At 73.2% G+C, this 13176-nt stretch carries 11 protein-coding genes and 1 pseudogene; 8 read left to right on the forward strand and 4 right to left on the reverse strand.

Annotated elements, in window-relative coordinates; all coding sequences use genetic code 11:
- Positions 1-38: 38 nt before the first annotated feature.
- A pseudogene (locus AB0J24_RS03295) lies at positions 39-1288 on the reverse strand (aspartate aminotransferase family protein).
- Positions 1289-1404: 116 nt separating this feature from the next.
- On the opposite strand from AB0J24_RS03295, the gene AB0J24_RS03300 reads away from it, so the two are divergent.
- On the forward strand, positions 1405-2841 hold the full coding sequence (locus AB0J24_RS03300; RefSeq protein ID WP_358674694.1) for a PucR family transcriptional regulator: 1437 nt from the start codon (positions 1405-1407) through the stop codon (positions 2839-2841).
- On the opposite strand, the gene AB0J24_RS03305 is transcribed toward AB0J24_RS03300, so the two are convergent.
- Complete coding sequence (locus tag AB0J24_RS03305) at positions 2795-3703, reverse strand: aldo/keto reductase (protein WP_358674697.1); 909 nt, start codon at positions 3701-3703, stop codon at positions 2795-2797. The two genes, AB0J24_RS03300 and AB0J24_RS03305, sit on opposite strands and share 47 nt — an antisense overlap.
- Before the next feature lie 271 nt (positions 3704-3974).
- Between AB0J24_RS03305 and groES the strand changes: the two genes are divergently transcribed.
- Positions 3975-4265 carry a co-chaperone GroES gene (gene groES / locus AB0J24_RS03310; RefSeq protein WP_010225616.1) on the forward strand — a complete coding sequence of 97 codons (291 nt, stop codon included), beginning with the start codon at positions 3975-3977 and terminating at the stop codon, positions 4263-4265.
- A 116-nt stretch (positions 4266-4381) separates the two neighbouring features.
- Positions 4382-6004 (forward strand): chaperonin GroEL, encoded by a 1623-nt coding sequence (gene groL, locus AB0J24_RS03315; RefSeq protein ID WP_358674701.1) that lies wholly within the window; start codon positions 4382-4384, stop codon positions 6002-6004.
- A gap of 119 nt (positions 6005-6123) precedes the next feature.
- Here groL and AB0J24_RS03320 read toward each other — a convergent pair whose 3' ends face one another.
- Positions 6124-6456, reverse strand: a complete 333-nt coding sequence (locus tag AB0J24_RS03320; protein ID WP_358674703.1) for a WhiB family transcriptional regulator — start codon at positions 6454-6456, stop codon at positions 6124-6126.
- 87 nt (positions 6457-6543) lie between these two features.
- On the opposite strand from AB0J24_RS03320, the gene AB0J24_RS03325 reads away from it, so the two are divergent.
- The 4 genes from AB0J24_RS03325 to AB0J24_RS03340 all read left to right on the forward strand — a co-directional run bounded on the left by AB0J24_RS03325 (position 6544) and on the right by AB0J24_RS03340 (position 10985).
- Positions 6544-7728 (forward strand): hypothetical protein, encoded by a 1185-nt coding sequence (locus AB0J24_RS03325; RefSeq protein ID WP_358674706.1) that lies wholly within the window; start codon positions 6544-6546, stop codon positions 7726-7728.
- Positions 7729-7929: 201 nt separating this feature from the next.
- Positions 7930-8526 carry a response regulator transcription factor gene (locus AB0J24_RS03330; protein WP_010225624.1) on the forward strand — a complete coding sequence of 199 codons (597 nt, stop codon included), beginning with the start codon at positions 7930-7932 and terminating at the stop codon, positions 8524-8526.
- 679 nt (positions 8527-9205) lie between these two features.
- Positions 9206-9781, forward strand: coding sequence for a sigma-70 family RNA polymerase sigma factor (locus AB0J24_RS03335; protein WP_344028993.1), 576 nt, complete (start codon positions 9206-9208; stop codon positions 9779-9781).
- Positions 9774-10985, forward strand: coding sequence for an anti-sigma-D factor RsdA (locus tag AB0J24_RS03340; RefSeq protein ID WP_358674708.1), 1212 nt, complete (start codon positions 9774-9776; stop codon positions 10983-10985). The genes AB0J24_RS03335 and AB0J24_RS03340 overlap by 8 nt, the downstream gene beginning before the upstream one ends.
- A 128-nt stretch (positions 10986-11113) precedes the next feature.
- On the opposite strand, the gene AB0J24_RS03345 is transcribed toward AB0J24_RS03340, so the two are convergent.
- On the reverse strand, positions 11114-11533 hold the full coding sequence (locus AB0J24_RS03345; RefSeq protein ID WP_358674711.1) for a DUF5319 domain-containing protein: 420 nt from the start codon (positions 11531-11533) through the stop codon (positions 11114-11116).
- A gap of 113 nt (positions 11534-11646) precedes the next feature.
- On the opposite strand from AB0J24_RS03345, the gene guaB reads away from it, so the two are divergent.
- Positions 11647-13158, forward strand: coding sequence for an IMP dehydrogenase (gene guaB / locus AB0J24_RS03350; protein ID WP_358674713.1), 1512 nt, complete (start codon positions 11647-11649; stop codon positions 13156-13158).
- The last annotated feature ends 18 nt before the right edge of the window (positions 13159-13176 follow it).

The raw sequence follows: 13176 nt of genomic DNA on the forward strand, positions 1-13176 counted from the left end.
CGTGCCGGCTCCCGTGCGAACGAGGCGCCCCCGTGCGGTCAACGGCCGGCGGCGACGTCGTCCAGGGCGGCCGCGGTCACCTCGGCGAGCAGGTCGAGATGGTCGGTGGTCGTGGTGAGGGGCGGGGAGAAGGCGATCGCCGATCCCGTCGGGCGGATCAGCACGCCGCGGTCGCGGGCGGCACGGAACACCCGCTGCGGCAGGTCGGGCGCCCCGGCGAGCCGGGCGGCGTCGAACGCCAGCGCACCGAGCACCCCGACCCCGCCGCGGGCGTGGTCGACCAGCGGATGGTCGGCGATCCGGCGCAGTCGCTCCAGCAGCTGCGGCTCCAGCGCGTCCGCGGCGGCGAGCAACCCGTCACGCTCCATCAGCGCGATCGTCGCGCTGCCCGCCGCGCACGCCGCGGGATGCCCGGCGTAGGTCTGGCCGTGCCGGAACACCCGGCCCGGTGTCTCCCAGAACGGCGCGGCCACCCGCTCGGAGGCGACGATCCCGCCGAGCGGCTGGTATCCCGACGTGACGCCCTTCGCGAAGACGGCGATGTCCGGGCGGATGCCGAACCGCTCCACCCCGAACCAGTCGCCGAGCCTGCCGAAACCGCAGATGACGGCGTCGGCGACGAACAGCACGCCGTGCCTGCGCACACCTCGGCGGCCGCCTCGAGATACCCTTCCGGCGGGGGCAGGACGCCGCCGGCACCGATCACCGGTTCGCAGAAGAACGCGGCGACCCGCTCCGGGCCGAGGTCGACGATCGCCTTCTCCAGCCCGGCGTCGTCGTCCCACGGGACCTGCACGACGTCCGGCACGAACGGTCCGGCCAGCCGGTTGCCGGGGATCCCGGCCAGCGAGGTACCCAGCCCGTGGGTGCCGTGATAGCTGTGCTCGCGGTGCAACAGCACGGTGCGCTGCGGTTCGCCGACCGCGGCGAAGTACTCCCGGGCGAGCTTGCCCGCGGTCTCGATCGAGTCACCGCCGCCGCTGGTGAAGAACACCTTGCCGCCGTCGAGCGGGGCGCGCTCGGCGATCTCGGCGGCGAGCCGTTCGGCGGGCTCGTTGGTGAAGTCGGTGAACGTGGAGTACGCCTCCAGGGTCGCGAGCTGGGCGGCGACCGCGTCGACGATCTCCCGCCTGCCGTGCCCGACGTTGGCGTACCAGAGGCTGGCGGTGGCGTCGAGGTAGCGGTTGCCGGCGTCGTCGTAGACCCAGACGTCCTCGCCGCGGGCGATCGTCACGGCGTGCGCCCGGACGGAGTGCATGGCGGCGAACGGATGCCAGAACGCGGACATCGGCGGTTCCTCCCGGGGCGGTGGCGGCTCGCCGGACGACGCTAGCCCCCGCCGGTGCGCGCCGGGCCGTGGTGATTCCACAGCTGTGAACAGATCTGGTGTGTTATCCACACCCGGTGGAGCTGGACGAGCTGTTGCTGCGCGGTGAGCTCGGTCTGCAGCCCGTGGTGCCCGGGCGCAGACGGCCGGTGCTCGGTGCGCACGTCGTGGAGATCCCGCACCCCACCCGCTGGGTGCCCCCCGGATGGGTGCTGCTGACCACCGGGCTGCGGCTGACCGGCCCGCGGGACTGCCGGGAGCTGGTCGCGGAACTGTCCGCGGGCGGGGTGGCGGCGCTCGGGTTCGGCACCGGGGTCGTGCACGACGCAGTGCCCGAGGCGCTGGTCGACGAGGCCGCCGAGCGGGACCTGCCGCTGTTCGAGGTGCCCGAGGCGACACCGTTCCGGGAGATCGTGCGGGCCGTCGACGCGGCCGTGCTCGACCGGGACCTGGACGCGTTCCGCCGCTCGGCGGCCATCACCGACAGCCTCACCGGGTTGCTCGGTGGACCCGCTCCGCAGCAGGCGCTGGTGCAGGGCCTGGCCAGGGTCCTGCACTGCGGGGTGTCCCTGCACCGGCCGGACGGCGCGGTACTGGACGCCGACCCCGGTTCCGGCGCCGCGGGCGCGCGGGAACGGTGGGACCGGTTCCGCGGGCTCGCCGTCACCGCGCCACCGGTCGAGGTGGTCGACGCCGACGGGTTGTTCGCCGCTGCGGTCCGCCCGGGTGGTCGGCCGCGGGCCTGGCTGGTCGTGGGGGTGTCCCGTGGGTCGGTGCCGGTGCCGCTGATCGTGCGGGCGGTGGCTCTGGTGGCGCGGTTGCTGGCCGGGATCGCCGCGGCCGCCGACGAGGACGCGACCCGCCGCAGGCAGGAGCGCGCCGAGGCACTGCGCCGGCTGGTGGCCGGGCAGGAGGTGGCCGGCGGGCCACCGGCCGACCGGCCCCGGACGCTGCTGGTGCTGGCCGGGACGGCCGACCTGGTCGAGGTCGAGCGGGTCCTCGACGACCTGCGCCGCCCGTACCTGCTCGGTGAGCTCGACGGTGCGCTGGTGGCGCTGGTCGGGGAGGACGTGACGCCGGGTGGGCTCCCGGTCACCGGGATCGCCGAGGTCACCGCCGGCGCGGCGCCGGGCCCCGCGTACCGGGACGCCCGGTTGGCCGCCGCCCGCTCGGCGCTCACCGGTGGCGGGCCGGTGCGGGCCGGTGAGCTGGGTGTGCTGGACCGGATGGTGCTGGAGGTGGGCCCGCAGCGGGTCGCCGAGCTGACCGACGGACTGCTGGACCCGCTCGGTCCGACGGTGCTGGACACACTTCGGGTCTGGCTCGCCCACGGTCAGGATGTGCCCGCGACGGCGCGGGCACTGCGGGTGCACCAGAACAGTGTCCGGAACCGGCTCGGCCGGGTCACGGCGCTGGTCGGGGACCTGCGTGACCCGTCCGTGCTCGCCGGGATCTACCTCGCCCTGCTCACCGGGCCGACAGGTACGACAGCAGCCGCAGCTCGTCGTCGGTGAGCTCCAGGGTCCGCATCGGCAGCAGCTGGGCCAGCTGCTCGGGGGTGCGGGCGCTGGCGATCGGCGCGGTGACCGCGGGCCGGGACGCCAGCCAGGCCAGCGCGACGGCCGGGACCGGCACCCCGTGCCCGGCGGCGATCTCGTCGAGCCCGGCCAGCACCGCACGGCCGCGGGAGTCGAGGTAGGCGGCGGCACCCTCGGCGCGGGGCCCGCCGGGCAGCGGGGAGTCCGGCCGGTACTTGCCGGTCAGGAAGCCCTTGGCCAGGCCGAAGTAGGGGTACATGGCCAGCTGCTCGGACTCCGCCAGCGGCACCAGCGCCGCCTCGACCGCGTCGCGTTCCATCAGGTTGTAGTGCGGCTGGACGGCGGTGAAGGCGGTCAATCCGTCCCGGGCCGAGATCTCCAGCGCCGAACGCAACCGTTCCGGGCTGAAGTTCGACGCACCGATCTCGCGCACCGCGCCCTCCCGCACGAGCGCGTCAAACGCGTCGAGGGTCTCTTCCTGCGCGGTGCCCGGGTCGTCGCGGTGGGCGTAGTAGAGGTCGATCCGGTCGGTGCCCAGGCGCCGCAGCGACTCCCTGGCGGCCGCGGTGACGTTCTCCGCGCCGAGCCCTTCACGGCCGGGCAGCGACCCGACCTTCGTCGCGATGGACAGCGAGTCGCGGTTGCCGCGGGCCCGCATCCACTCGCCGAGGATCGTCTCGGACTCGCCACCGGAGTTCCCCGGTGCGCGCCAGGTGTAGGAGTCCGCCGTGTCGATCATCGTCCCGCCGGCGTCGACGAACGCGTCCAGTACCGCGAAGGAGGTCTCCCGGTCGGCCGTCCAGCCGAACACGTTCGCTCCGAGAACCAGGTCAGCCACGGTCGTTGACGCTACCCTCGACGCCCCGGGCACCGGTTCGGCGCCGGTTCGGCACCGACGCGCGGTGCGGTCCGCCACGAACGGGCGGAAGTACCGGTTGAGCCCCCGTCGCGGTTCTGGCACTCTCGTGAGTAGAGTGCCAATGCGCGCGACGGACACCTGTCGCCCCGGCACCCGCGACGGCGGGGCGGGAGGGCGTACGCGGGCGCTGCTGACACCGCAAGAGAACCCGTGACACCGGATTCACCCCAGGAAGGGGAGGTCATTCGTCGTGGCGAACATCAAGCCGCTCGAGGACAAGATCGTCGTCCAGGCCAGCGAGGCGGAGACCACCACCGCCTCCGGCATCGTCATCCCGGACACCGCCAAGGAGAAGCCCCAGGAGGGCAAGGTCCTGGCTGTCGGTCCGGGCCGGGTGGACGACAACGGGAACCGCGTGCCGCTCGACGTGGCGGTCGGCGACGTCGTCATCTACTCGAAGTACGGCGGCACCGAGGTCAAGTACAACGGCGAGGAGTACCTGATCCTCTCCGCCCGCGACGTGCTGGCCGTCGTCAACTGACGTTGCCCCGCAAGGCTTAGCGCACCGCCCCGGCGGGCCCACCGGACGGTGGTCCGGTCGGGGCGGTGTCGTTTCCCCCGAGCATCCGGCAAGACGAGAGGCAGCGAGAAGAAGACATGGCGAAGCAGATCAGCTTCGACGAGGAGACCCGTCGCGCGCTCGAGCGCGGCGTGAACCAGCTCGCCGATGCGGTGAAGGTGACGCTCGGCCCGCGCGGCCGGCACGTCGTCATCGACAAGAAGTTCGGTGGCCCGACCGTCACCAACGACGGCGTGACCATCGCCCGTGAGATCGATCTCGAGGACCCGTTCGAGAACCTCGGCGCGCAGCTGGCCAAGACCGTCGCGACCAAGACCAACGACGTCGCGGGTGACGGCACCACCACCGCCACCGTGCTGGCGCAGGCCCTGGTGAAGGAGGGCCTGCGCAACGTCGCCGCGGGCGCCGCGCCGTTCGCGCTCGGCCAGGGCATCGCGGCCGCTGCGCAGAAGGTGTCCGAGGCCCTGCTCGCCAAGGCCACGCCGGTCGACGCGGGCAGCCACATCGCCCAGGTCGGTGCCATCGCCTCCCGGGAGCAGGAGATCGGCGACCTGATCGCCCAGGCGATCCAGACCGTCGGCAACGACGGCGTCATCACCGTCGAGGAGGGCTCCACCCTCTCGACCGAGCTGGAGATCACCGAGGGTCTGCAGTTCGACAAGGGGTACCTGTCGCCCTACTTCGTGACCGACTCCGAGTCGATGGAGGCGGCGCTCGACGACCCGTACATCCTGCTGCACCGCGACAAGATCAGCTCCATCCAGGACCTGCTGCCGCTGCTGGAGAAGGTGCTCGGCGAGGGCAAGCCGCTGCTGATCGTCGCCGAGGACGTCGAGGGCGAGGCGCTCTCGACCCTGGTCGTGAACTCGATCCGCAAGACCGTCAAGGTCGCCGCGGTGAAGTCGCCGTTCTTCGGCGACCGGCGCAAGGCGTTCATGGACGACCTGGCGATCGCCACCGGTGGCCAGGTCATCAACCCCGAGGTCGGCCTGAAGCTGAACGAGGCGGGCCTGGAGCTGCTGGGCCGGGCCCGGCGCGTCGTGGTCACCAAGGACAACACCACGATCGTCGAGGGCGCCGGTGCGAAGGCCGACGTCGAGGGCCGGGTCGCGCAGCTCAAGCGCGAGATCGAGGAGTCCGACTCGGACTGGGACCGGGAGAAGCTCCAGGAGCGCCTGGCCAAGCTCTCCGGCGGTGTCGCGGTCATCCGCGCCGGCGCGGCCACCGAGACCGCGCTCAAGGAGCGCAAGCACCGCATCGAGGACGCCGTCGCGGCGACCCGGGCGGCGGTCGAGGAGGGCATCGTCCCCGGCGGCGGGTCCGCACTGGTGCACGTCGCGGCGGAGCTCGACGGCGGCCTGGGCCTGACCGGTGACGCCGCGACCGGTGTCGCGATCGTCCGCAAGGCCCTGTCGGCACCGCTGTACTGGATCGCCGAGAACGGCGGCGACGAGGGCGCCATCGTGGTCTCGCGGGTCGCGGAGAAGGGCTGGGGTGCCGGCTACAACTCGGCCACCCGCGGCTACAGCGACCTGATCGCCGACGGGGTCATCGACCCGGTCAAGGTCGTCCGGTCGGCGGTGGAGAACGCGTCCTCCATCGCGCGCATGGTGCTGACCACCGAGAGCGCAGTGGTGGACAAGCCCGCCGAGGAACCGCCGGCCGCCGCCGGTGGCCACGGCCACGGGCACGGGCACTAGCCCCGGTCCGCGCAACACACGACGAGGGCGGGTGGTCGATCACGACCACCCGCCCTCGTCCGTCCGGTCACGCGGTGGCGCCGGGACACGCCCCCCGGCGGGGGCCGGTCCGGTGGCGCTCAGGCGGAGCCGAGCGCCTTCTCGACCGGCTGCGGGTCGGCGACCTTGAGCGTCCGGCGCGGGCCACGGATGATCGTCTCGCGTTCGGACTCGGACAAGCCGCCCCAGATGCCGTACGGCTCGTGCACCTTGAGCGCGTGCTCCCGGCACTGGACGAGTACCGGGCACTCCTGGCAGACCTGCTTGGCGCGAGCCTCGCGCCGGGCGCGCGCGGGTCCGCGCTCGCCCTCGGGATGGAAGAAGAATGCGCTGTCCATCCCCCGGCAGGCTCCCTCCATCTGCCAGTCGTAGATGTCGGCGACCGGGCCGGGAAGCCTCCGGATGTCCGCCATTTCGTCACCTGCCCTTCGACCTCGGACCTGTCGAGGTCCAGATTCCCGAGGTCAGCCGGGCGCAAACCTGATTCGAGGTGAACGATCGTGCACGTCCGGAAGTCACCTCCGGATGAGGGGCTGCCGCAGGTGGAGCTCCTGCTCGCCGGCCCGGCGAGCCCCGGCGAGGCCGCGGCCGCGGCCCGCCGGTCCGATCCGCTGCGGCGCTGGGCGGCGGGCGTCGCACTGGGTGGGCTCGGTCGGTACGCGGCCGCCGCGGCGGTCCTCGAACCGCTGTCCCGCTCGCCGGAAGCCGGACCGGTGGGTCGGGCGCGTGCCGTGCTGGCGAGGGCCTCACATCTGCGGCAGCTCGGCGGGCACGCGGCCGCGGCGGTGCTCGACGGCCGGGCACTGCGAACCCTCGTCACCGGCACCGGCACCGGCATCGGCACCGGCACCGGCATCGGCACCGGCACCGGCACCGGCACCGGGACCGGCACCGGTCAGGGCACGAGTGAGTACAGGGCCCCCGCGACCACCGCGGACGCACTCGGCGCTGCCGCGGCCGCTGGCGGCGGCGCCACCGGCGGCCTGCCTGACCGGTGGGGGGCCGGTGCCCGGGCCGCCGTGGCCGACGCGCTCACCGGGCTCGCGGCCGACGCACTGGGCCGGTTCGACGCGCGGACCGCCGGGAGGCTGCTCGACCGTGCCGACCCGTGGTGCGGTGGGCCCGGTCATCGGACCCGCGTCCGGTACGAGTGGGTGCTGGCCGAGACCGCGCTGGTCGCGGGCCGGCCCGCCGTGGCGGTGGCCGCGGCCGGGCGGGCGCTGTCCGGGGCCCGGTTGCTCGGTTCGCCTCGGCACGTCCTCAAGAGCAGGCTGGTGCGTGCGGTGGCCGCCGGGGTGGCGGGTGAGGACCCGGTCGCGGTGCTCGCCGAGCTGGACGACGTCGCAGCGGACGCCTGGGGGTCCGGCCTGCTGCCGCTGCACCGGCCCGCGCTGCTCGCCGCGGCCGATCTCGCGGACCGCACGGACCTCCGGCGGCCGTCCGGAGAGGTCGCTGCCCCGTCTGCAGGACCGGGCCGTACACGGTCCGGACATGCGGCGGCCGATCGGGCGACACCCGGGGGCCGCCGTGATCCGGACGCCGAGGTGCGACACGCCGTAGCGTCACGTTTGGATACGCGTAGTCGCCAAGCGGATGCGGAGGGTCGCCGAAGTGCGGTGTTGCGCACGGTGAGCGCTCTATATACCCGAAGTGACGGCGCCGGGCGGGACCTGCTGCGGGAGTAGTGCCCGCAGGGGGGCTCGGAGGATGTACCGTATGGACTACTCCATTCGGCGATCCTTCACCCACATGACGCTGAGCCAGGCGGGGCAGGGTTCCGAACGGAGGCAACGAACTCGCCCCGACCGTGTCAAGGTGAGAGCGTCACCCGCCGATTCGGAGGGTGAATATCACCCGGCTGCAGGAAGCTGCAGGAAGGAATCGTCGTGACGACGGTACTCATCTGCGACGATCGTCGCAGCGTCCGCGAGGGACTGACTCGCGTCATGTCCGCGGTCCCAGGGGTCCAGCGCATCGACTGCGTGGCCCACGGTGACGAGCTTCTCGCCCGCTATGCCCGCCAGTCCGTCGACGTCGTCCTGGTCGGGACGCAGCGCGCGGTCCCCACCGGCGTGGAGGCCACCCGGCGCCTCGTCGCGGCACACCCGCAGGCGAACGTCATCGTGTTCGGCGCTCCGGACGACGCGGGCAGCATCGCCGCCGCGATCGCCGGCGGGGCCCGCGGCTACCTGCGCTGGGACGCTTCCCGGCCGGAGCTGGTCGCCGCGCTGGCGCACACGCTGGCCAGCACCTCGGTGCCGACCCCGCGGGTGCCGACCGACCCGGGCGTCCAGCTCACCGAGCGCGAGCTGCAGGTGCTGCGCGGGATGAGCCAGGGCAAGAGCAACGGTCAGATCGGGCGCGAGCTCTACCTGTCCGAGGACACCGTCAAGACCCACGCGCGCCGGTTGTTCCGCAAGCTGGGCGTGCGGGACCGGGCACAGGCCGTGGCTCACGGCTTCCGTCGCGGCCTGGTCTCCTAGGTCTCCCGGGCGCGGGCTCACTCCGCCCGCCGTCGCGCGAGCGCCCGGAACCCCGAGTCCGGTCCGTTCGCGGTGTCCGAGCGGTGCCGCACCACCGGTGCGACATCGGCCGAGTCCTGCCGAGCCGGGCCGACCCCCGCGGTCCGGCGACGGTGCCGCCCGCCTTCCGGGCCGGGTCCGCGATGCCGGTCGCGCTCCCCACGACCGGACCCGCAGCTGTGCCCGGCCGGCGCGGGCCGCCTCCCCGGGTGAGCGGTCGTTCCCGTGCCGGGACCCGTCACCTCGCTGCTCCTGTATCACTCTCGTCACTCGCGCCTCCGGCGTTACACCGCTTCGCCCGGACCGTCGTCCGCGGCCGCGCCGAGCCGGTCGCCGCCGGCGCCGGACGGTCCGTTCCCGGTCCCAGGGCCCTTGAGAACGCCTGGGACGACGCGGAACGCGGGCACGCGGCCGCCACGGACCGTTCGCCGACCGTGCCCGGCTGGTGACCGCGTGCACCCGACACGCCGCGCAACCCGACACTCCGCACGATCGTCTGAGTCGGTGTGGAGCAACTCCCGCGGGCGTACCGCGCTCGGATACGGTGGTCGGGCTGTGGCCCCTGCATGTTCTGAGGCGGGTTGCCTCCACGATCGGATGACACTGACGGAGTCTCGTAACGCCTGGGCGGTTCCCCACGATGAGTGAATCAAGAGACGTACCCGACGAGTGGATCGAAGCGGCCATGGCCGGTGATCGCTCCGCGGTCGAGCGCGTTCTCACCATGATTCGGCCCCTCGTCGTGCGCTACTGCCGCGCCCGGCTGGGGACCGACCGAGGGTCCGTCTCGGCGGACGACGTCGCTCAGGAGGTGTGTGTTGCAGTGCTGACGGCGTTGCCGGGGTACCGGGTGCAGGGCCGCCCGTTCCTCGCTTTCGTCTACGGCATCGCGTCGCACAAGGTGATCGACGCGCACCGCGCCGCATCGCGGAACCGCTCCGAGCCCGTCGCGGACGTACCGGACCGGATCGAGATCGCCGACGGCCCGGAGAGCCGAGCCCTTCAGGTGGAACTGTCCGCGGAGATGTCCAGGCTGCTGGAGGTCCTCCCGGAGAAGCATCGGGAGATCATCGTGTTGCGGGTGGTCGTGGGGTTGTCCGCGGAGGAGACCGCAGCGGCCGTCGACTCCACACCGGGCGCGGTCCGGGTGGCACAGCACCGGGCGTTGACCCGGCTGCGGAAGATCATGAGTGAGGAGGTGGTCCGGGATGCGTGACGACCAGGGTCCGGTCGGTCCGGGCTTCCCTCCGCCGTCCGGGGACGGCTGGGAGCGACCGCCGGCACCGGTGACCCGGGGCCGTTTCGGTGAGCCCCGTCCGGGGCGCCACGGCAGCGGCCCGAACGGCCCGAACGGTGTCGACTACACCCACCCGCCCGGGCGCAACGGGCATTCGGCCCCGCAGCCCATCGGCAGGCGCTTCGCCGAGATCGACGACGAGGGCCCGGTCGACCTGGTCGAGCTCCAGGCCGACGACGAGCTGATCAACGCGCTGTCCTCCGGGCTCGGCCTCTCCGAGCCCGGCCGGCAGGGTTACGACGTCGACGACCGGCTGGTCGCGATGCTCTCGTCCTGGAAGGACGAGGTCGATCGCGAGCCCGTCCCCGAGCTCGTCGGCACCGACGAGGCCGTCGAGATGCTGCAGCCGGCGCGGACGACGCGGAAGGTCTCGTTCCTGCGGCCGCTGGTCGCCGCTGCGGCGGTGGCAGCCTGCGCGCTCGCCGTCGTCTCGATCAGTGCACACGAGGCCGTCCCGGGCGACACGCTCTGGGGTGTCTCGAAGGTGCTCTACAGCGAGCGCGCCGAGCAGGTCCAGGCCGCGACCGATCTGCGCCAGGGCATCGAGCGGGTGAACGCCAAGCTCGCCGTGGGCGACACCGTCGGGGCGCAGCAGGACCTCGCCTCGCTCGGGCCGCTCGTCGAGAAGGTCGGCCCGGAGGAACAGACCTACTTCGAGCAGCAGAACCGCTTCCTGACCGCGAAGGTCGCGGAGACGCCGCCCGGTACCCCGACGGACCCGCGGTCGCCGCTGCGCGACGGCACGCCCGCGCCCCCGCCCCCGGTCACCGAGGGGACCCCGGAGGACCAGCCGGACCAGCCCGACCAGCCGCCGGCGCCGCCGCCGGGCTCCATGAGCCCGGAGAGCGGCACCACCGGCGGCGGCGAGGGGAGCCCCGGCCCGTCCGATCCCAGTGGCTCTGCGGACCCGCGGGTGCTGTCCGACCCGGGCCCCGGCACGTCCGACCCGTCGGCCACGACGAGTCCGGACCCGTCACAGACCTCGCCGACGACCGAGGGCGCGGCCGACCCGACGGCCACCACGTCGTCGACCCGGCCGACGGCCTCCGGCGAGGGCAGTGCGGACCGGGACGAGCCGGCGTCGTCCACGGCGACCGGGGCGGTCAGCAGCAGCCCCAACTGAGCCGCGCAGGAACGAGCGAAGGGCGGGCACCGTCGGGGCCCGCCCTTCGACTGTGGGGCAGATCGCTGTGAGGTCTGTGTCGCTGTGGGTCTGTGTCGCTGTGAGATCTGTGTCTCGGTCCGGTGGGCTCAGTCGTCGGCCAACGTCGCGTCGGCGTACCCGCGGCAGTACTCCCATGTGACGTAGTGCGCGGGGTCGGGATCGTAGGCCGGCTCGTGCGGGCGCATCCGGCCCTCGTCGAGCAACTGCTGGAGACTCGCGCGCAGCAGGTTCCACTCGTGGAAGTGCTGCTCACCGCAGTCGGCGCAGTCGACGACGATGCCCCGCACGCCGCGCCCCGACAGCAATGTCTGGTAGACGGCCAGGTCGGCCAGGTCGGCCAGGATCTCGCCGCGGTCGACCTCGGTCAGTGGTGGATCGCCCGGGTCACCGGACAGCGCCCCGGTGATCTCGGCGTGATCGTCCAGCGCACCCATGGAGCGCGCAGGGTCATCCGGGTCTCCGGCGAACGGGTCCGGTGGCAGCGCCTCTGGTGACACGCTGTACACGGTACCGGGGCAGGGGGCCGGGTCCCGGCCCACCCCGCAATGGTGGACGTACGATGGCGTCGGCGCGGTGGGCGCCCGCCGCGGTAGCCGTGACTGCAAGGAGCCTCCTGGAGATGACGAGCGAGATCGGCGGCCTGCCCGACAAGTTCGCGATGCTCGGCCTGACGTTCGACGACGTCCTGCTGCTCCCCGCCGAGTCGGACGTGGTGCCCAGTGCCGCCGACACCTCGAGCCAGGTCACCCGGCGGGTCCGGGTCCAGGTTCCGCTGGTGTCGTCGCCGATGGACACCGTCACCGAGTCCCGGATGGCGATCGCCATGGCCCGGGCCGGTGGGCTGGGTGTACTGCACCGCAACCTCTCCCCGGAGGCCCAGGCCGCCCAGGCCGAGGTGGTCAAGCGGTCCGAGGCCGGCATGGTGACCGACCCGGTGACCTGCTCACCGGACGCGACGCTGGCCGACGTCGACGCGTTGTGCGCCAAGTTCCGGATCTCCGGGGTTCCGGTGACCGATGAGGGCGGCAAGCTCGTCGGCATCATCACCAACCGGGACATGCGCTACGAGGTCGACCAGGGCCGCTCGGTCGCCGAGGTGATGACCAGGGCGCCGCTGGTGACGGCGAAGGTCGGGGTGACCGCGGAGGCGGCGCTGGGGCTGCTGCGCCGGCACAAGCTGGAGAAGCTGCCGATCGTCGACGGTGACGACGTGCTGCGCGGTCTCATCACGATCAAGGACTTCAACAAGACCGAGCAGTACCCGCTGGCCACCAAGGACCCGGACGGGCGGCTCGTCGTCGCCGCCGCGGTCGGTGTCGGTGACGACGCCTACGCGCGCGCCATGCTGCTCGTCGAGGCCGGTGTGGACGTGCTGATGGTCGACACCGCGCACGGACACTCCCGCCGCGTGCTGGAGACCGTCGCGAAACTGCGCGCCGAGGTCGGCGAGCAGGTCGACGTCGTCGGCGGGAACGTCGCCACCTACGAGGGTGCGCGGGCGCTCGTCGAGGCCGGCGCCGACGCGGTGAAGGTCGGGGTGGGGCCGGGCTCGATCTGCACCACGCGGGTCGTCGCCGGGGTCGGTGCGCCGCAGATCACCGCGATCTACGAGGCCACCAGGGCGTGCGCCCCGGCGGGGATCCCGGTGATCGGCGACGGCGGCATCCAGTACTCCGGTGACGTCGCCAAGGCGATCGCGGCCGGTGCGTCGACGGTGATGCTGGGTTCGCTGCTCGCGGGCACCGCGGAGTCGCCGGGCGAGGTCGTCCTGGTGGGCGGCAAGCAGTTCAAGACCTACCGCGGCATGGGCTCGCTGGGTGCCATGCAGGGCCGGGCGGGTGCGGCCGGGCGCAGCTACTCCAAGGACCGCTACGCGCAGGACGACGTGCTCAGCGAGGACAAGCTGGTCCCGGAGGGCATCGAGGGCCGGATCCCGTTCCGCGGGCCGCTGTCGTCGGTGGTGCACCAGCTGGGCGGCGGTCTGCGCTCGGGCATGGGCTACGTCGGCGCGCAGACGATCCCGGAGCTGCAGCAGGCGAGGCTGGTCCGGATCACCGCGGCCGGGCTGAAGGAGAGCCACCCGCACGACATCACGATGACCGTCGAGGCGCCGAACTACGCCGCCCGCTAGTCCGCGGCGCCCGGGCGC

The organism is Pseudonocardia sp. NPDC049635 (assembly GCF_040659795.1).
In the GTDB taxonomy this organism is placed as follows: Bacteria; Actinomycetota; Actinomycetes; order Mycobacteriales; family Pseudonocardiaceae; genus Pseudonocardia.